This window comes from Enterobacter sp. 4974935, from assembly GCF_058661735.1.
Genome location: NZ_JBZWGT010000003.1, coordinates 2,890,013 through 2,909,231, shown reverse-complemented (window position 1 = coordinate 2,909,231; position 19,219 = coordinate 2,890,013). Strand labels below are relative to the sequence as shown.

At 57.5% G+C, this 19,219-nt stretch carries 18 protein-coding genes; 9 read left to right on the top strand and 9 right to left on the bottom strand.

The features are described from left to right. The first annotated feature begins 2 nt into the window (after positions 1–2). The 4 genes from gsiA to gsiD are packed head-to-tail and all read left to right on the top strand — an operon-like array spanning position 3 to position 5,275. On the top strand, positions 3–1,874 hold the full coding sequence (gsiA, locus tag AC4OVS_RS15250; RefSeq protein WP_063138196.1) for a glutathione ABC transporter ATP-binding protein GsiA: 1,872 nt from the start codon (positions 3–5) through the stop codon (positions 1,872–1,874). A 23-nt stretch (positions 1,875–1,897) separates the two neighbouring features. Continuing rightward, positions 1,898–3,436: a glutathione ABC transporter substrate-binding protein GsiB gene (gsiB, locus tag AC4OVS_RS15245; protein WP_491922539.1), complete on the top strand. Its 1,539-nt coding sequence runs from the start codon at positions 1,898–1,900 to the stop codon at positions 3,434–3,436. A gap of 5 nt (positions 3,437–3,441) precedes the next feature. Further along, complete coding sequence (gene gsiC / locus AC4OVS_RS15240) at positions 3,442–4,362, top strand: glutathione ABC transporter permease GsiC (RefSeq protein ID WP_006809475.1); 921 nt, start codon at positions 3,442–3,444, stop codon at positions 4,360–4,362. Between the two features lies 1 nt (position 4,363). After that, positions 4,364–5,275 (top strand): glutathione ABC transporter permease GsiD, encoded by a 912-nt coding sequence (gene gsiD / locus AC4OVS_RS15235; RefSeq protein WP_023299670.1) that lies wholly within the window; start codon positions 4,364–4,366, stop codon positions 5,273–5,275. Between the two features lie 119 nt (positions 5,276–5,394). On the opposite strand, the gene rimO is transcribed toward gsiD, so the two are convergent. Next, positions 5,395–6,720, bottom strand: a complete 1,326-nt coding sequence (gene rimO, locus AC4OVS_RS15230; RefSeq protein WP_022647549.1) for a 30S ribosomal protein S12 methylthiotransferase RimO — start codon at positions 6,718–6,720, stop codon at positions 5,395–5,397. Between the two features lie 217 nt (positions 6,721–6,937). Here rimO and bssR point away from each other — a divergent pair, with 217 nt between their 5' ends. Continuing rightward, positions 6,938–7,321 (top strand): biofilm formation regulator BssR, encoded by a 384-nt coding sequence (gene bssR / locus AC4OVS_RS15225; protein WP_038415734.1) that lies wholly within the window; start codon positions 6,938–6,940, stop codon positions 7,319–7,321. 106 nt (positions 7,322–7,427) lie between these two features. Beyond that, positions 7,428–8,546, top strand: coding sequence for a PQQ-dependent sugar dehydrogenase (locus tag AC4OVS_RS15220; RefSeq protein WP_491922538.1), 1,119 nt, complete (start codon positions 7,428–7,430; stop codon positions 8,544–8,546). Here the strand turns inward: AC4OVS_RS15220 and AC4OVS_RS15215 are convergent, their stop codons facing one another. Then, positions 8,547–9,173, bottom strand: coding sequence for a glutathione S-transferase family protein (locus tag AC4OVS_RS15215; protein WP_063841944.1), 627 nt, complete (start codon positions 9,171–9,173; stop codon positions 8,547–8,549). A 243-nt stretch (positions 9,174–9,416) separates the two neighbouring features. Here AC4OVS_RS15215 and dacC point away from each other — a divergent pair, with 243 nt between their 5' ends. Further along, the gene (gene dacC / locus AC4OVS_RS15210; RefSeq protein WP_023299674.1) at positions 9,417–10,622 is read left to right on the top strand and encodes a serine-type D-Ala-D-Ala carboxypeptidase; all 1,206 of its coding nucleotides are present in this window, start codon (positions 9,417–9,419) and stop codon (positions 10,620–10,622) included. An 86-nt stretch (positions 10,623–10,708) separates the two neighbouring features. On the opposite strand, the gene deoR is transcribed toward dacC, so the two are convergent. The 3 genes from deoR to AC4OVS_RS15195 all read right to left on the bottom strand — a co-directional run bounded on the left by deoR (position 10,709) and on the right by AC4OVS_RS15195 (position 12,879). Continuing rightward, positions 10,709–11,467 (bottom strand): DNA-binding transcriptional repressor DeoR, encoded by a 759-nt coding sequence (gene deoR, locus AC4OVS_RS15205; protein WP_022647554.1) that lies wholly within the window; start codon positions 11,465–11,467, stop codon positions 10,709–10,711. 67 nt (positions 11,468–11,534) lie between these two features. Further along, positions 11,535–12,143 (bottom strand): undecaprenyl-diphosphate phosphatase, encoded by a 609-nt coding sequence (gene ybjG / locus AC4OVS_RS15200; RefSeq protein ID WP_045308522.1) that lies wholly within the window; start codon positions 12,141–12,143, stop codon positions 11,535–11,537. A 7-nt stretch (positions 12,144–12,150) separates the two neighbouring features. Beyond that, a complete protein-coding gene (locus AC4OVS_RS15195) occupies positions 12,151–12,879 on the bottom strand; it encodes a phosphatase PAP2 family protein (RefSeq protein ID WP_032624581.1) in 729 nt (242 codons plus the stop codon). Between the two features lie 167 nt (positions 12,880–13,046). Between AC4OVS_RS15195 and AC4OVS_RS15190 the strand changes: the two genes are divergently transcribed. Further along, a complete protein-coding gene (locus AC4OVS_RS15190) occupies positions 13,047–14,279 on the top strand; it encodes an MFS transporter (protein WP_022647557.1) in 1,233 nt (410 codons plus the stop codon). A 524-nt stretch (positions 14,280–14,803) separates the two neighbouring features. Here the strand turns inward: AC4OVS_RS15190 and AC4OVS_RS15185 are convergent. Both AC4OVS_RS15185 and AC4OVS_RS15180 read right to left on the bottom strand, forming a co-directional pair. Then, the gene (locus AC4OVS_RS15185) at positions 14,804–15,616 is read right to left on the bottom strand and encodes a Cof-type HAD-IIB family hydrolase (protein WP_491922537.1); all 813 of its coding nucleotides are present in this window, start codon (positions 15,614–15,616) and stop codon (positions 14,804–14,806) included. Further along, entirely contained in the window at positions 15,606–16,820 is a 1,215-nt protein-coding gene (locus AC4OVS_RS15180) for an MFS transporter (RefSeq protein ID WP_023299676.1), read from the bottom strand. The genes AC4OVS_RS15185 and AC4OVS_RS15180 overlap by 11 nt, the downstream gene beginning before the upstream one ends. A gap of 82 nt (positions 16,821–16,902) precedes the next feature. On the opposite strand from AC4OVS_RS15180, the gene AC4OVS_RS15175 reads away from it, so the two are divergent. Further along, positions 16,903–17,454 (top strand): TetR/AcrR family transcriptional regulator, encoded by a 552-nt coding sequence (locus AC4OVS_RS15175; RefSeq protein ID WP_032624580.1) that lies wholly within the window; start codon positions 16,903–16,905, stop codon positions 17,452–17,454. 27 nt (positions 17,455–17,481) lie between these two features. Here the strand turns inward: AC4OVS_RS15175 and arsC are convergent, their stop codons facing one another. After that, the gene (arsC, locus tag AC4OVS_RS15170; RefSeq protein ID WP_491922536.1) at positions 17,482–17,907 is read right to left on the bottom strand and encodes a glutaredoxin-dependent arsenate reductase; all 426 of its coding nucleotides are present in this window, start codon (positions 17,905–17,907) and stop codon (positions 17,482–17,484) included. Positions 17,908–17,919: 12 nt separating this feature from the next. After that, positions 17,920–19,209, bottom strand: a complete 1,290-nt coding sequence (locus AC4OVS_RS15165; protein ID WP_063149647.1) for an arsenic transporter — start codon at positions 19,207–19,209, stop codon at positions 17,920–17,922. Between the last annotated feature and the right edge of the window lie 10 nt (positions 19,210–19,219).

The window sequence follows — 19,219 nt, the reverse complement described above, 5'->3', positions numbered from 1 at the left end:
GCGTGCCGCACAGTGAAGAGCTGGACAACTGCGAAGTGCTGGCAGTCCACCAACTGAATATTGCCTTTCAGGAAGAGCGGCAGTTCATCCCTGCAGTACAGAATTTATCGTTTTCACTCAGGCGCGGCGAGACGCTGGCGATTGTCGGCGAGTCCGGATCCGGTAAATCGGTTACCGCGCTGGCGCTGATGCGTCTGCTTGAGCAGACGGGCGGGCAGGTCACCAGCGAGCGGATGCTGTTGCGCCGTCGCAACCGTCAGGTTATCGATCTCAACGAGCTGAGCGCGTCCCGGATGCAGGGGGTGCGCGGGGCGGATATTGCGATGATTTTTCAGGAGCCGATGACCTCCCTGAACCCGGTCTTCCCGGTGGGCGAGCAGATTGCCGAATCTATCCGCCTGCATCAGGGATTGAGCGGTGATGAGGCGCTCAACGAAGCTAAACGGATGCTGGAGCTGGTACGTATCCCTGAGGCGCACGCGATTTTGTCCCGCTATCCGCATCAGCTTTCCGGTGGCATGCGCCAGCGGGTGATGATTGCGATGGCGCTGTCGTGCCGTCCGGCGGTGCTCATTGCGGACGAACCCACCACGGCGCTGGATGTCACCATTCAGGCCCAGATCCTGCAACTGATTAAGGTGTTGCAGCAGGAGATGGAGATGGGGGTGATATTCATCACCCACGATATGGGGGTGGTGGCGGATATTGCCGATCGGGTGCTGGTTATGCATCAGGGCAATGCCGTGGAAACCGGCACGGTGGAGCAGGTCTTTCATGCGCCGGTGCATCCTTATACTAAAGCGCTGCTGGCGGCGGTCCCGCGTCTGGGCGCCATGAATGGCAGTGATTTTCCGCGCCGTTTTCCGCTGTTCTCTCAGACCGAACAGGGCCAGCAGGAAGACGAAACCGAGCAGAACACGGTGGTTTCCGGCAGGCCGATCCTTGAAGTGCGTGACCTGGTGACCCGTTTCCCGCTGCGCAGCGGGATCCTTAACCGCGTGAAGCGCGAAGTGCATGCGGTTGAATACGTCAGTTTTGATCTCTGGCCGGGCGAAACGCTGGCGCTGGTGGGGGAGTCCGGCTGCGGTAAATCCACCACCGGGCGGGCGCTGCTCAGGCTGGTGGCGTCGCAGGAGGGGAGCATCACCTTCAACGGTGAGCGCATCGACACGCTCCCTAACAGTAAATTGCAGGCGGTGCGCCGGGATATTCAGTTTATATTCCAGGATCCTTATGCGTCGCTCGATCCGCGCCATACGGTGGGGTACTCGATTATGGAGCCGTTGCGGGTGCACAACCTGCTCGACGGTGAAGCCGCGCAGCGCCGCGTCGCGTGGCTGCTGGAGCGCGTGGGCCTGAAGCCGGAGCATGCCTGGCGCTATCCGCACGAATTTTCTGGCGGTCAGCGTCAGCGTATCTGCATAGCCCGGGCATTGGCCCTGAATCCGAAAGTGGTGATTGCGGATGAGTCCGTGTCAGCGCTGGATGTTTCTATCCGCGCGCAAATCATCAATCTCCTGCTCGATTTACAGCGGGATTTGGGCATTGCGTTTCTGTTTATCTCCCACGATATGGCGGTGGTGGAGCGGATCAGCCATCGCGTGGCGGTGATGTACATGGGGCAAATTGTTGAAATCGGCCCCCGTCGGGCGGTGTTTGAAAACCCACAGCACCCGTACACCCGCAAGCTGATGGCCGCCGTACCGGTTGCCGATCCTGAGCATCGTCACGCCCAGCGCGTGCTGTTGCAGGACGAAATGCCGAGCAATATTCGTAAACGGGGCGAAACCCTGGAGCGCGTGGCGCTGCGTGAGGTGGGTCCCGGTCATTTTGTCGCACCCCCGCGTCAGGGCAATGCATTCTCGCGGTTATAACTTACAACAGGCAGGAGAACACAATGGTTCCTTTTGTTGCTCGTAAATGGCTGCTGGCCGCGAGCGTGACGGCTGCGCTGGCCGCCGCCCCCGCGTTCGCAGCGAAAGACGTGGTGGTGGCTGTGGGGTCTAACTTCACGACGCTGGATCCGTATGACGCTAACGACACCCTTTCTCAGGCGGTGGCAAAATCCTTCTACCAGGGGCTGTTCGGCCTGGACCGCGAGATGAAGCTGAAAAACGTGCTGGCGGAAGGCTATACCGTGTCGGACGACGGGCTGGTCTATACCGTTAAGCTCCGTACCGGCGTGAAGTTCCAGGACGGCACCGACTTCAACGCCGAGGCGGTTAAGGTCAACCTGGACCGAGCCAGCAATCCGGAAAACGGTCTTAAGCGCTACAACCTGTATAAAAATATCGCCCAAACCGAGGTGGTTGATCCGGCGACGGTGAAGATCACCCTCAAAGAGCCGTTCTCGGCGTTTATCAATATCCTGGCGCATCCCGCGACGGTGATGATTTCCCCTGCGGCGTTGAAGAAATACGGCAAAGAGATTGGCTTCCACCCGGTGGGGACCGGACCGTACGAACTGCTTACCTGGAACCAGACCGATTATGTGAAGGTAAAGAAATTCGCCGGATACTGGCAGCCGGGGCTGCCGAAGCTGGATACCCTCACCTGGCGGCCGGTCGTGGACAACAATACCCGCGCCGCGATGCTGCAAACCGGCGAAGCGCAGTTTGCCTTCCCGATCCCCTACGAACAGGCAGCGCTGCTGGCGAAAAACAGCAAGCTGGAGCTGGTGGCCAGCCCGTCGATTATGCAGCGCTACGTCAGCATGAACGTCACGCAGAAACCGTTTGATAACCCGAAGGTGCGCGAAGCCATCAACTACGCCATTAACCGCCAGGCACTGGTGAAGGTGGCCTTTGCCGGCTACGCCACCCCGGCGACGGGCGTGATGCCGCCAACCATTGAGTACGCGCAGAGCTATCAGCCGTGGCCGTACGATCCGGCGAAAGCGCGGGAACTGCTGAAAGAGGCGGGCTATCCGAACGGCTTTAGCACCACGCTGTGGTCGTCGCATAACCACAGTACCGCGCAGAAGGTGCTGCAATTTACCCAGCAGCAGCTGGCACAGGTGGGCATTAAAGCCAGGGTCACGGCGATGGATGCCGGACAGCGCGCGGCGGAAGTGGAAGGCAAAGGACAGAAAGAGAGCGGCGTGCGGATGTTCTACACCGGCTGGACGGCTTCAACCGGTGAAGCGGACTGGTCCCTGTCGCCGCTGTTTGCTTCCCAGAACTGGCCGCCAACGCTGTTCAATACCGCGTTCTACAGTAATCCGCAGGTGGATAAGGATCTGGCCGATGCCCTGAAAACCACCAAACCGGAAGAGAAAGCGCGCCTGTACAAAGAGGCGCAGGACATTATCTGGAAAGAGTCGCCGTGGGTGCCGCTGGTGGTGGAAAAACTGGTCTCAGCCCACAATAAAGCGCTGACCGGTTTTTACATCATGCCGGATACGGGCTTTAGCTTTGATGACGCGGATCTAAAATAAAACTCATGCTGAATTATGTGTGTAAACGCCTGCTGGGGCTTATCCCGACGCTGCTGATTGTGGCCGTGCTGGTGTTTTTGTTTGTCCACATGCTGCCCGGCGATCCGGCGCGTTTGATTGCCGGACCGGAAGCGGATGCCACGGTTATCGAACTGGTGCGTAAACAGCTCGGTCTTGACCAGCCGCTGTATCGGCAATTTCTGCGCTACATTGGCAATGTCCTTCAGGGCGATTTCGGCATCTCGATGGTGTCGCGTCGTCCGGTGTCGGAGGAGATTGCCAGCCGCTTTATGCCCACCTTCTGGTTAACGATTGCCAGTATGAGCTGGGCGGTTGTGTTTGGCCTGGGCGCGGGGATTGTCGCCGCCGTCTGGCGCAACCGCTGGCCGGATAAGCTCGGTATGGCGCTGGCGGTCACCGGTATCTCTTTCCCGGCATTTGCGCTGGGTATGCTGCTGATGCAGATTTTCTCCGTCGAGCTGGGCTGGTTGCCCACCGTCGGGGCCGACACCTGGAAGCACTACATTCTGCCCTCTATGACGCTTGGCGCAGCCGTTGCGGCAGTGATGGCCCGTTTCACCCGCGCCTCCTTTGTCGACGTGCTGAGCGAAGATTACATTCGCACCGCGCGGGCAAAAGGGGTGAGTGAGAAATGGGTCATTCTGAAGCATGGTTTTCGTAATGCGATGATCCCGGTGGTCACGATGATGGGGCTACAGTTCGGCTTCCTGCTGGGCGGCTCTATCGTGGTAGAGAAGGTCTTTAACTGGCCGGGGCTGGGGCGCCTGCTGGTCGACTCGGTCGATATGCGTGACTATCCGGTTATTCAGGCTGAAGTTCTGCTTTTCTCGCTGGAGTTTATTCTTATCAACTTAGTGGTGGATGTGCTGTACGCCGCCATTAACCCGGCCATCAGGTATAAGTAAGATGCGATTACTGAACTGGCGTCGCCAGGCCATTTTAAACGCTATGCCGGGGATCAGGCCGGACCATATTCGCACCCCGTGGGTTGAGTTCTGGCGTCGATTCCGTCGTCAGCCCGTCGCTATGGTCGCCGGGTTGTTTGTGTTACTGCTGATCCTGGTGGCGATTATCGCCCCCTGGATAGCCCCGTTTGATGCGGAAAATTACTTCGATTACGACCGGCTGAACGATGGACCGTCGATGATGCACTGGTTTGGCGTGGACTCGCTCGGGCGCGATATTTTTAGCCGCGTGCTGGTAGGGGCGCAGATCTCGCTGGCGGCCGGGGTCTTTGCGGTGCTGATGGGCGCAGCAATTGGCACCGTGCTGGGGCTGGTGGCCGGGTACTATGAAGGCTGGTGGGACCGCATCATCATGCGTATCTGCGACGTGCTGTTTGCCTTTCCCGGTATTCTGCTGGCGATTGCCGTGGTGGCGGTGATGGGCAGCGGCATGGCGAACGTCATCATCGCCGTGGCGGTATTCACGATTCCCGCTTTCGCGCGCCTGGTACGTGGCAACACGCTGGTGCTGAAGCAGCAGACCTTTATCGAGTCGGCCCGCAGCATGGGAGCCAGCGATGCCACAATCCTGTTCAGCCATATTCTGCCGGGAACGGTCTCGTCTATCGTGGTCTATTTCACCATGCGCATAGGCGTGTCGATTATCTCGGCGGCCAGCCTGTCGTTTCTGGGGTTAGGCGCACAGCCGCCGACGCCGGAGTGGGGCGCGATGCTGAACGAGGCGCGGGCGGATATGGTGATCGCCCCGCACGTGGCGATCTTCCCGAGCCTGGCGATTTTCCTGACCGTGCTGGCGTTTAACCTGCTGGGGGATGGGCTGCGCGACGCGCTGGATCCGAGGATTAAGGGGTAGGTTTTTGCAGGAACTTACCCCTCACCCTAACCCTCTCCCCTGAGGGGAGAGGGGACTGCTCGGTGCGGTCTGTTCCCCCTCGCCCCTTTGGGGAGAGGGCCGGGGTGAGGGGTTAAAGATTAAACCCGGCTGCCCCACAAATCATACTCGTCGGCGTTTTCAACCTTCACGCGAATAATATCGCCCGGCTTGACGTTGGTTTCCCCGTTCAGGTACACCGCGCCGTCGATTTCAGGCGCATCCGCCATGCTGCGGCCAATCGCGCCTTCTTCGTCCACTTCGTCAATAATGACCAGAATTTCGCGGCCCACTTTCTCCTGCAAGCGTTCAGCAGAGATCTGCTGTTGCAGCTGCATAAAGCGGTTCCAGCGTTCCTCTTTGACCTCTTCCGGTACCTGGTCCGCCAACTCGTTGGCCGTTGCGCCTTCAACCGGGCTGTACTTGAAGCAGCCCACGCGATCCAGACGCGCTTCTTTCAGGAAGTCGAGCAGCATCTGGAAATCTTCTTCGGTTTCACCCGGGAAGCCAACGATGAAGGTGGAGCGCAGGGTCAGATCCGGGCAGATCTCGCGCCACTGCTTGATGCGCGCCAGCTGGCGGTCAACGGATCCAGGACGCTTCATCAGCTTCAGAATGCGCGGGCTGGCGTGCTGTAACGGGATATCCAGATACGGCAGTATTTTGCCTTCCGCCATCAGCGGAATCACGTCGTCAACGTGCGGGTAAGGGTAGACGTAGTGCAGACGCGTCCAGATCCCGAGCTTAGCAAGCTGCTCGCACAGGCCAACCATGCTGGTTTTTACCGGCTCGCCGTTATGGAAGCCGGAGCGGTGTTTGACGTCCACGCCGTAGGCGGAGGTGTCCTGGGAGATGACCAGTAACTCCTTCACGCCCGCGTCGGCCAGGCGTTTGGCTTCTGCCAGCACCTCGCCAATCGGACGGCTCACCAAATCGCCACGCATCGACGGGATGATGCAGAAGGTGCAGCGATGGTTGCAGCCTTCGGAAATTTTCAGGTAAGCATAGTGGCGCGGCGTCAGCTTCACGCCCTGTTCCGGCACCAGGCTCAGGAACGGGTTGTGCTTTGGCTTTGGTACGTAGTGATGAACATGTTCCAGCACCTGCTCGTAGCTGTGCGGGCCGGTGATCTCCAGTACCTTCGGGTGCACTTCGCGGATCTGATCCACCTTCGCGCCCAGGCAGCCGGTGACAATCACTTTGCCATTTTCCGTCAGGGCTTCACCAATGGCTTCCAGTGACTCCTGGACCGCGCTGTCGATGAACCCACAGGTGTTGACGATCACCATGTCGGCGTTGTCGTAGCTTGGCACCACGTCATAGCCTTCAGTGCGAAGTTCAGTCAGGATGCGTTCGGAATCCACCAGGTTCTTCGGGCAGCCCAGGGAGACAAAGCCGATTTTCGGCGGGTGCGTAACATTGCTCATAGGTTAAAAATTCATCAATTATGGAGTTATCAGGGCGGGATTTTACAGCGAATCGCGGGGGATTTATACACTCTTGATGGCGCAGTTGAGGCGGGCAATCGTTGTAACATTGTAAAGAATGTTAATCAGTTATCGTTTATTGATCTCAGGCATCACATTGTACAAAAAATGACCTTATTATTAATAGGGTAACATGGCTGACAGAGGAGGAAATAGCATGTCCGTTGACAGACTGAAACGCGATCTGCTTAACAAGCTGATCAACGCCCGAATCGACCTGGCTGCATATCTGCAACTCCGCAAGGCGAAAGGGTATATGTCAGTCAGCGAAAGCGAAAATCTGCGTGAAAATTTCTTTGAACTTTGCAATTTCATGCGTGAAAAAGCACCCATCCTGAAAGCGCACTGCGCTGAAAACGAATTAGTGGCGCTGCGCCGCGCCGCCGAGGTGCTTTCCATCGCAGGGGTCTGTTTGATGAACGGACGTCACGACTGCCCGAATTTTATTGCCGTTAACGCGGAGAAGCTTGAAAACTGCCTGACCACGCTCGCGCTTTGCATCATGTGTCTGAACAAGCCGGAAACGCTTGCCCGACACTGAACCCGGGGGAGGCAACTCCCCCTTTTGATTAAGCTTTTGTAAAAGTGTTAACGCACCCGGGAACAGTGGCTAATCTTTAAGCCATATGCCGATAAAGGAGTGCGTTATGCCTCGATCCTCGCTGCTTTTCCTCCCTGCACTGTTATTCCCGCTTTCGCTGCTTGCGGCGCCCGAGACGGTTAAGGTCGACGTGCTACAGACAAAACTGGATCACCCCTGGTCGCTGGCGTTTCTGCCTGATAATAAGGGGCTGCTGATCACGCTAAAAGACGGGCAGCTTAAGCACTGGCAGGCAGGGAAAGGGCTCTCCGACCCGATTGTCGGCGTGCCGAAGGTCTGGGCGAGCGGCCAGGGCGGATTGCTGGACGTGGTGCTGGCCCCGGATTTTGAACAATCACGGCGGATCTGGCTCAGCTTCGCCGAGGCGGGTGATGATGGAAAAGCGGGTACCGCGGTGGGCTACGGGCGGTTGAGCGATGACCTCTCGCGCATTGAGGGCTTCCAGGTGGTGTTCCGACAGATGCCGAAGCTCTCTACTGGCAACCACTTTGGCGGACGGCTGGTGTTCGACGGCAAAGGCCATCTCTTTATTGGCCTGGGTGAAAACAACCAGCGCCCGACGGCGCAGGATCTGGATAAGCTTCAGGGCAAGGTGGTGCGCCTGACGGAGGACGGGAAAGTGCCGCCGGATAACCCGTTTGTGAACACCGCCGGTGCACGGCCTGAAATCTGGTCTTACGGCATTCGCAACCCGCAGGGGATGGCGATGAACCCGTGGAGCGACGCGCTGTGGCTTAATGAACACGGCCCTCGCGGCGGGGATGAGATCAACATTCCTGAAAAAGGCAAAAACTACGGCTGGCCGATGGCGACGCACGGGATCAACTACAGCGGCCTGAAAATCCCGGAAGCGAAAGGCGAGCACGTTGAGGGCACTGAAAAACCGCTGTTTGTCTGGAAAGTGTCGCCCGCCGTCAGCGGCATGGCGTTCTACAACAGCGACGTCTTCCCGCAGTGGAAAAACAAGCTGTTTATCGGCGCGCTGAAGGAGAAAGACGTCATCGTGCTGAGCGTGAAGGGCAATACCGTGACGGAGGACGGGCGCATTCTTGGGGATAAAGATCATCGAATTCGCGATGTGCGCGTCGGGCCGGATGGTTATCTGTACGTGCTGACCGACGAGACGGACGGGCAGCTTTGGAAAGTCAGCCCGTCCGGGTCGTAATCAGGTCACCGGGATCATCACCACGTTGCGATACGCCGGGCGCTCGCTGAGCTGCTGGATCCAGCGCTCAAGGTGAGGGCGCGGGGTCCAGCTGAGACCCATGTTAGTGAGGTTCCAGACGAAAGGGGCGACGGCGATATCGCCCACGCCGAACGTGTCGCCGGAGAACCAGGTATGCTTCGCCAGTTCGTCGTTCATCATCGCAAACAGCGACTCGCACGCGTCCTGGGCGGCATGAATGGCGGGATAATCACGATCGGCTTCCGGCGTACGTATAAGCCCCATCAGGATCACGCGGTGCGTTGGGGAAAGCGTCTGGTTTGCCCAGTCCATCCATTTTTCGCCCTGCGCGCGCTGGGCTGGATTTTCTACCCACAGCCGACCCTGGCCGTACTGCGCGGCGAGGTATCGCACGATAGTGTTAGACTCCCACAGCGTGGCGTCTGTCTCGTCATCGCGCAGTAGCGGCACCAGTCCGTTTGGGTTCATCGCCAGGTAGTCCGCGTCTTTATTCACGCCAAACTCCAGGCCCGCCATAACCTGCTTGAACGGTAAATCCAGCTCTTCCAGCGTCCAGAGCACTTTTTTCACGTTGGTCGAATTGTTCCTGCCCCACAGCGTAATCATATTTACTCCCGATGAGATGTGAATCCGAGTCAGCTTTTCGCCATGGTGAGATAAACCTAACAATTACGCAACAGATGCTAAAAAAAACACCGCAATCAAAGCGTATCTGAATGTTATTGCATAAACTTTAAAAACTTTACCTGGAACAGGTTTCTTTGAAGGCTGTAGTGCGCTATTACTCATCGCTTCTTGCGACACGGTGATTGTGACGTGATTTTTAGAATGGACACTCGGGTGGCATTTATGACGCAAAAAACTTCCTCTCTGCGCAGCCTGGCGGCAGGCTCGGCGCTGCTTTTCCTTTTTGCCCCAACGCTCCATGCGGCGGAACAGACAGCGCCCGAAGCGCCGCCTGTTGATGCGCGCGCCTGGATCCTGATGGATTACGCCAGCGGGAAAGTGCTGGCGGAAGGTAACGCCGACGAGAAACTCGACCCGGCGAGCCTGACGAAAATTATGACCAGCTATGTGGTCGGCCAGGCGTTGAAAGCGGGCAAGATCAAGCTGAATGACATGGTCACCGTCGGGAAAGATGCCTGGGCGACTGGTAACCCGGCGCTGCGCGGCTCGTCCGTGATGTTCCTGAAGCCTGGCGACCAGGTCTCCGTGTCCGATCTGAATAAAGGGGTCATTATTCAGTCGGGAAATGATGCCTGTATTGCGCTGGCCGATTACGTTGCGGGCAGTCAGGACTCATTTATTGGGCTGATGAATGGCTACGCGAAAAAACTGGGTCTGACCAATACCACTTTTAAAACTGTTCACGGCCTGGATGCGCCGGGTCAGTTCAGTACCGCGCGCGATATGGCGCTGCTGGGCAAAGCGCTGATCCATGACGTGCCGGATGAGTACGCTATCCATAAAGAGAAAGAGTTTACCTTCAACAATATCCGCCAGCCTAACCGTAACCGTCTGCTGTGGAGCAGTAACGTTAACGTGGACGGCATGAAAACCGGTACAACTGCCGGGGCCGGATACAACCTGGTGGCTTCTGCGACGCAGGGCGATATGCGCCTGATCTCAGTGGTGCTGGGAACGAAAACCGACCGTATTCGTTTTAACGAATCCGAAAAACTGCTGACCTGGGGTTTCCGCTTCTTTGAAACCGTCACGCCGATTAAGCCGGACGCTACCTTCGTGAGTCAGCGCGTCTGGTTTGGTGATAAAAGTGAAGTGAACCTGGGAGCGGGTGAAGCGGGTTCCGTCACCATTCCACGCGGTCAGCTGAAAAACCTGAAAGCCAGCTATACCCTGACCGAGCCACAGCTCACCGCACCGCTGAAAAAAGGTCAGGTGGTCGGGACGATAGATTTCCAGCTTAACGGCAAATCTATTGAGCAGCGTCCGCTGGTGGTAATGGAAGCGGTGGAAGAGGGCGGCTTCTTCAGCCGGATGTGGGACTTTGTGTTAATGAAATTCCACGGCTGGTTTGGCAGCTGGTTCAGCTAAGTTTTTGCCGGGTGGCGGCTTCGCCTTACCCGGCCTACAACGGCTCGAACGTAGGCCGGGTAAGCGCAGTGCCACCCGGCATAACCTCAATACATCAACTTCACCTGCTGCGCTTTCGCGTATGCCACCAGCTCGTCATCCGGGCGGCAATCACTGACGATGGCGTCAAAGCGCGACAGTTCTCCCATCCTTGCCGGACGGACCTTGCCAAATTTACTGTGATCAACCACCAGCACATGCTGCTGCGCGGCGTTGAGCGCCCACTGTTTCACCGGTAACTCTTCAAGATTAAAACAGGTTGCCCCCTGTTTAACATTCACGCCCGCCGCAGAGTAAAAGGCGATATCAGGGCATACATTGCTCAGCGTGTCCTGAATATTCAGCGGCTTGAAGATGGCGTTGCTGGCATGAAACTCGCCGCCACACAAAATCACCCGGCATGCTGGTTTCTCCTGCAAAGCCAGGAAGGTATTTAGCGAATAACAGACGGCGGTAAAGGGAACGGTGCTGTCGATGGCCTCGATGATCCACGGGGTTGTCGTACCGCAGTCAAAAAACAGCGTTTGATGCGGCTGCACCAGCGAGGCGGCGAGCCGCGCGGCTTTGCGCTTCTCTTCCACCAGGCGTGTTTTTTGATCGCTTAACAGATAATGGCTGGCGCTACGCGGCTCCAGAACAATATACCCGCCAAGCAGCACAACGGGGGCGCTGTCGCTGTTCAGATCGCGACGAATGGTCATTTCAGACACGCCAAGCAGGGAAGCGGCTTCCTTAAGATGCAGCTTATCGCTGCGCTTCAGCGCCTGAAGCAGCTGAGCAATGCGGTCATCGCGACGTGTTTCCATAGATCCTCGGGCTAAAAAAGTGAGCCCCCGCAGGGCGGGGGCTCAAGTGTAACCTGACGGACCGGGGTTAGTCACGTATCCAGCCTTTGCGGATCGGAAGGGCAAACAGAACGCGATAGGCCTGTGATAATGCACGATAAAGCGCCGGGCCAAAGAGGCTCCACAGGATGGCTGCGCTGACGCAGCCCATCAGCCCCACCAGGAAACCACCGACCATATCCAGCGGCCAGTGCACCCCCAGGTAGACGCGGGACCAGGCGATGGCGACTGCCACGCCCATCAGCACTACGCCGGACCACAGGCGATGCCAGAACAGGAAGGCCAGCGCAAAGGTGAAGATCACCGTGCCGTGATCGCTCGGGAACGAGTCATCCGGCGCATGGTGCAGGAAGTTGTAGCCGACGCGATCGACAAACGGACGATCGTGCGGGAAGGCGTGACCCAGCACGTAGCTTGCCAGCACGCTCACGCCAATTGCCATCGCCATTTTGATCACCAGATGGCGCTGGGCGGTGACCTGTGTACGAGGTCCCCATAACCAGAGGATCACCGCCAGCGCCGGTACAATGCTAATCAGATCTTTCGCAATGAAGGTGGCGAGATCGATCATCCATTCCGGTGACGACGGTGTGGCGTTGAGCAGGTAAAACAGTTCGTAGTTCAGATTTTCTAACATAATCTCGTTACTCTTTAGCAAACCGGGCGGAAACCAGCCCGTAAACCAGCACCTGGGAAAACCAGACCCACCACCCGGCCCACAGGTTGTGAGAGAAAAAATGCGCGCCGCGCATGACCTGCCCGAAGCCCATTACCAGCCCCATAACAACGCCTGACGCGACAAAGGACCATGCCAGGCGCGGACGTTCACGCCAGAAGGCAAAAAACAGCCCCATCACCATAAACCCGCTGGAGGCGTGGCCGCCGGGAAAGCAGCGTCCCGGTCCGCTGTCTGCCGGAACGGCGCTGAACAGGGGATACGAAACGGACCTGCCGCCATATTCCACCAGATCCCACGGACAGCTGTGGTGGCTTATGCTTTTCAGCACCCCTACTACCAGCGCACCCAGCCCCATCAGAAGCGCGGCCGTTACCAGTCGGGCATTGCGTTTGTAAGCGCCGTAAATCAGCGATGCGGCAGCGATAACAATGGTCACATATTTCGCCAGCCGATGGTTCAGCAGATCCAGCAGCGGGTTTTGCTGTAGCGGAAAATGATGCGTCGCTGCGTCATACCAGAAACCGGTTATCCATCGGTCAAGCGATTCATCGCGCGAAAGCCAGGTAAAAAGCACCGCAAGGGCAATAAGCACGAAAAGTTGATAACCATAAAAGCGGGCAGGCAAACGGTAAAGACGTTTTGTCTTATTTGTCGGTAACTTAGATAATTCTGAAGGGCTGACGGCGTGTGTCATAGTTTCGGTCAATAACGTGAAATAGCACTATCATAGGGAGGGCAACTTAAGGAAACCTTAAACAACAACGATAAGTGCGTTATTTCTGTTTTTTCACGTTAATTTGCTATCTCAGACAGCGGCAATTCATTACACTCATCGCGATTTTTTCATACTAAAGAGATTGCATGATAAACCGTTCTTCTTCCGGTAATCGTCTGGGTCGTCAGGCGTTACTTTTTCCTCTGTGTCTGGTGCTTTACGAATTCTCTACCTACATCGGCAACGACATGATCCAGCCCGGCATGCTGGCTGTGGTTGAGCAGTACAACGCAGGTATTGAGTGGGTGCCGACATCCATGACCGCCTATCTGGCGGGCGGCATGTTTTTACAGTGGCTGTTAGGGCCGCTGTCGGATCGTATTGGCCGCCGTCCGGTGATGCTGACGGGCGTAGTGTGGTTTATCGTCACCTGTCTCGCCACGCTGCTGGCGCAGAGTATTGAGCAGTTCACACTGCTGCGTTTCCTTCAGGGCGTGAGCCTGTGCTTTATTGGCGCCGTGGGCTATGCCGCTATTCAGGAGTCGTTTGAGGAGGCGGTGTGTATCAAAATTACCGCGCTGATGGCAAACGTGGCGCTGATTGCACCGCTTCTTGGGCCGCTGGTGGGAGCCGCATGGGTTCACGTCGCGCCGTGGGAGGGGATGTTCGTCCTCTTTGCCGCGCTTGCGGCTATCTCTTTCTTTGGCCTGCACCGTGCGATGCCGGAAACCGCCACCCGCCTGGGCGAAAAGCTCTCGCTTAAAGAGCTTGGGCGGGATTATAAGGCGGTGCTGAAAAACGGTCGTTTTGTCGCGGGCGCATTGGCGACGGGCTTTGTCAGCCTGCCGCTGCTGGCGTGGATTGCCCAGTCGCCGGTCATTATCATCAGCGGCGAACAGCTTAGCAGCTATGAGTATGGCCTGTTACAGGTGCCGATTTTTGGCGCGCTGATTATCGGTAACCTGGTGCTGGCGCGTCTGACGTCACGCCGTACCGTGCGTTCGCTGATTATTTTGGGCGGCTGGCCCATAGCGGCAGGGCTGATTATCGCGGCGGTGGCGACCGTAGCCTCGTCTCATGCGTACCTGTGGATGACGGCGGGGCTGAGTGTTTACGCGTTTGGTATCGGCGTGGCGAATGCTGGCCTGGTGCGCCTGACGCTGTTCGCCAGTGAAATGAGTAAAGGCACGGTGTCTGCCGCGATGGGGATGCTGCAAATGCTGATTTTCACTGTCGGTATTGAGGTGAGCAAACATGCCTATGCTTTCGGCGGTAACGGGCTGTTCAGCCTGTTCAACCTCGCAAACGGTGTGCTGTGGGTAGGGCTGATGGTGGTGTTCCTGAAGGACAAACGCGTCGGAAGCGCACTGCAACCGTAATCCTTATTCCCTCTCCCTGCTGGGCGAGCTCGGGACAGTTCCCTCTCCCTGTGGGCTGAGGGATCCCCAGTAATTTGAAAGCAAAAGCGATAACGTTGCCTCAGAATAACTGAGGGCTTTCAGCGATGCCTCGGTCCGGCTGTAAATCGCTGAGGCGTTTCCTGTAGGCCGGGGCGAGGCGCAGGGATGCGCCGAGAGGGCGGGCTTTACAGGGATGTTACCTCCGCCCGTCCCCGATAAGCTGGAAGGAATAAGCCGAAGGCACCGCGAAGCGGCGATTTTCCGCCGGAAGCCCGGGTCGCCAGGGTGGTGGCGACTGAGCCACCCTGGCACGTTCACCGGTCATGTCGTGACAGAGTAGCAAGGAACATAAAGTGAACGGAATGACCACCAGAGCCGTATGTTCCCCCTCACCCCAGCCCTCTCCCTCAAGGGAGAGGGGGCCATCTGTGCAGGCATTATTTTGTGGGGATCCCTCAGCCCTGTGGGAGAGGGTTAGGGTGAGGGCACCAGACCGCACGGAATCAATTAAACGGCGCCTTCCCCTCCAGCACCATATCAATCACCTCCAGCACCCCTTCGTCATTATTATTTGGCGCTTCATAGCGGGCTACCGCTTTAATATGCGGTCTGGCGTTGGCCATCGCGAAGCCAAACCCAGCCTGGCGCAGCATCTCCACGTCGTTACCGCTGTCGCCAAAGGCCACCACTTCACTGTCCTCAATGCCCCAGCGCGCTTGCAGGATCCGCAGGCCGTTAGCTTTGTGCACGCCAGGGATTATCAGGTCGATACTGCCGTGACCCGTGGTCACCGGCACCATGATGTCGCCAAGCTTCTCATGCAGCAGCGCCTGAATGCGCGGTATTTCGTCGTCAGAGACGTTAAGCCCGAACTTGAAGAAAATATCGTTGAGGTTGTCAAAGCTGCTGACGCTTTCAAGGCGGTGATAGTATTTCGCCGCAATCTCTTTGAAGAGGTCGTTATACGTTTTCAGCGTGTAGGCACTGTTTTTTCCGCAGGCAATTATCTCAATGCCGGGCACGTCGTTTAACAGGGTGGCGACGGTCAGAAAATGCTCTTTCGACAGTTCGCCGTTAAACACGTCTTCGCTCGCATCCACCACCCAGCCGCCGTTTTCGGCGACGAAGGCGATTTCATGGGCGATCTCGGGGAAAAATGAGATCAGCTGGTAGTACTGGTTTCCGCTGGCGACCACAAAACGGATGCCTTGCGCTTTCATGCGCGCGTACTGCGCCAGAAAACGCGCGCGATTATAGGTTTTCGCATCGCTCAGGAAGGAGCCATCCATGTCGACTGCAATCAGTTTAACGCTCATATCCCTTCTCCATTGTCGTTTGTTCTGCTTCCGGTTTTGCCACCGCACGCGCCACCAGGGCGGCAATAATCACTAACCCTAACACCACCAGCATGGCGCTGCGCAACCCGTAGTGCTCACCGAGGAATCCAAGCAACGGTGGCCCCACCAGGAAGGCAAGGTAGCCCGTGGTCGCCACAACGCTCACGCGCGTCGGCGCATCGGGGCCGGTATCGCTGGCAGCGGAAATGGTCAGCGGGAAGCCAAGGGAGGCGCCCAGCCCCCACAGGATCACCGACACACCGGCAATCCAGTCCACATCCACAAAGATGATCATCGCGATGCCCAGCCCACCCAGCAGGGCGCTGGCACGGACGACCGCCACGCGGCTGTAACGGTCGATAAACCAGCCGCCGGTAAAGCGTCCGACGGTCATGCCGAGCGTAAATCCAGCGTAGATCAGCGAGCCGGAGGTGGGGCTAAATCCGTGCCCGTCCACCATCAGCAACGGTAGCCAGTCGTTGGCGGAGCCTTCAGCAAATGCCATCGCCAGCACCACCACGCCAATCAGCATTAGCTGGAAATCACGATAGAAGGGCAACCCTTTTGCCGCAGACTTCTGTTCGTCCGAGGCGTGTTGTCCTGTGCCTGCGGGAATAGCCCTGATACCGGTGAGGATCGGGATAATACAGACCAGCGCCGCCAGCAAAATGTGCACATTGGCCGCAATGCCCAGCGCCGTCAGCGCCATCCCCACGCCCGCGCCCGCCAGCGTGCCGAGACTGTAAAAGCCATGCATCATGGGCAGCACCGTTTTGTTCATCGCCTGTTCGACGGCGGCCCCCTCGACGTTAATGGCCACTTCAGCCGCACCAAAGCTGCCGCCAAATACCATCAGCCCAAGGGCAAACATCAGCGGCGAGGCGAACCACAGCGCCACGCTCAAAGCGAACATTCCCACCACGGCGCAGCACATGGTGGTGCGGATCACCGCGCGCGTGCCAAAGCGCTTCACCAGCCAGGCCGAGCAGAGGATGCCGCTCATCGAGCCAATCGACAGGCCAAACAGTACGATCCCCATCTCCGCCGTCGAGACGGACAGCGTATCGCGGATTGCCGGGGTGCGCGTTGCCCAGGAAGCCATCAGCAGCCCGGGGATGAAGAAGAACATAAACAGCGCCCACATGCGTAGATGCAGGGCTTTGCGAGGAGAAGTTAGCGTCATTGGGATCAGCACCAGAAGTACAACAATAGCGACAACACTAGCAACTTTGTGTACATTTGTACACAAACTGGATGAGGATTTTATGAGCAGACCACCGAACGACCCTAACCGCCGCGAGAAGATACTCCAGGCGACGCTGGACACCATTGCTGAGCACGGTATTCATGCCGTCACGCACCGCAAAATTGCCACCTGCGCAGGCGTGCCGCTGGGGTCGATGACCTACTATTTCGACGGGATGGAGTCGCTTCTGGAGGAGGCGTTCACGTGGTTTACGCAGCAGATGTCTCAGCAGTACCGGGATTTCTTCGCGGGGGTGACCGGGCGGGAGAGGGCGTGCGAGGCCATTACCACGCTGATCCACAGTTCAGCCGTGACCACGCCACACAATATGGCGCTGATGTATCAGCTGTACGCTTTTATGCACCGCAGCGCCGCGCTGAAAACGGTGATGCAGGACTGGATGAAGATGAGCCAGACTACGCTTGAGCAGTGGTTTGATCCGGCCACCGCCCGTGCGCTGGATGCGTTTATCGAGGGGATGACGCTGCATTTTGTAACCGACCGGTCGCCGTTAACCCGGGAGGAGATCCGGGCGATAGTGGGACGGATTGCAGGCGAGGATACCGTCTGATAGCGCTCGCCCCGGCCACGCCTGATGTCAGGAGATTTTTTTCCCGCTGGCGTCAACGACGACTTCGCCATCTTCCTTTGTAAATGCCCCTTTTTGCGCGTCCGGAAGGATGTCGAGAACGACTTCAGAAGGGCGGCACAGACGTGTACCCAGCGGCGTCACCACAATCGGACGGTTAATCAGAATGGGGTATAGCAGCATGAAATCAATAAGCTGGTCATCGGTGAAATTTCCCCCGGCAAGGCCCAGTTGCTCGTAAGGCTCGACGTTTTTGCGCAGCAGATCGCACACGGGAATCCCCATGTCTGCAATCAGCGTGGTCAGTTCATCACGCGACGGTGGGTTCTCAAGATAGAGAATAATTTCGGGTTCCGTACCGCTGTTGCGGATCATCTCCAGCGTATTGCGCGACGTGCCGCAGGCCGGGTTGTGGTAGATAGTGATGTTGCTCATATCCGTTACTCATTACAGTGTGAAGGAGAGACGTAGCGCCAGCGCGGCGAGCGTCACAAACAGAACCGGCAGCGTCATTATGATGCCCGTCCTGAAATAGTAGCCCCAGGTAATGGTCATGTTTTTCTGTGCCAGCACATGAAGCCATAGCAGGGTAGCCAGGCTACCAATGGGGGTGATTTTCGGCCCCAGATCGCAGCCAATCACGTTAGCGTAAATCATCGCCTCCTTAATCAAGCCTGTTGCCGCACTACTCTCAATGGAGAGCGCGCCGATCAATACCGTTGGCATATTGTTCATTATGGATGACAGAAAGGCGGTGATAAATCCGGTTCCCAGCGTAGTGGCCCAGAGTCCGTGTCCGGCTAAGCGATCAAGAACGCCTGAAAGAGACTCCGTCAGCCCGGCATTACGCAGGCCATACACCACCAGATACATCCCCAGCGAAAAGATAACGATCTGCCAGGGTGCGCCGCGCAGCACTTTCCCGGTGTTAATGGCGTGCCCGCGTTTAGCAACGGCAAATAAAATCAGCGCGCCAGTTGTTGCGATAGCGCTGACCGGGATACCCAGAGGTTCAAGCACAAAGAAACCGACGAGCAGTAGCAGCAGCACGATCCAGCCCGTTCTGAACGTCGGCAGGTCATGAATGGCCCGTGCGGGCTCGCGGAGTTTTGCCAGGTCATATTCCGGCGGTATTTCCTTGCGGAAGAACAGATGCAGCATCACCAGCGTCGCGGCAATTGCGGCGATATCAACCGGGATCATCACCGAGGCGTATTCGCTAAAGCCCAGCTTAAAGAAGTCCGCTGAGACGATGTTGACCAGGTTGGAGACAATCAGCGGCAGGCTGGCGGTATCGGCGATAAATCCCGCCGCCATCACGAACGCCAGCGTGGCCTGCTTGCTGAACCCCAGCGCCAGCAGCATGGCGATAACGATAGGCGTCAGGATCAATGCCGCACCGTCATTGGCGAACAGCGCCGCCACGGCCGCACCCAGCAGCACGATCCAGGTAAACAGCAACCGCCCGCGACCGTTTCCCCAGCGAGCAACGTGCAGCGCCGCCCACTCGAAAAAACCGGACTCATCCAGCAGCAAACTGATAACGATTACCGCGATAAACGTGGCCGTCGCATTCCAGACGATGTTCCAGACCACCGGAATGTCGTTAACGTGGATCACACCGCTCGCCAGCGCCAGCGCGGCGCCAATGGTGGCACTCCAGCCGATACTGAGCCCTTTGGGCTGCCAGATAACCAGTACCAGCGTAAACAGAAAAATAGCCCCTGCCAGAAACATCTTTTACTCC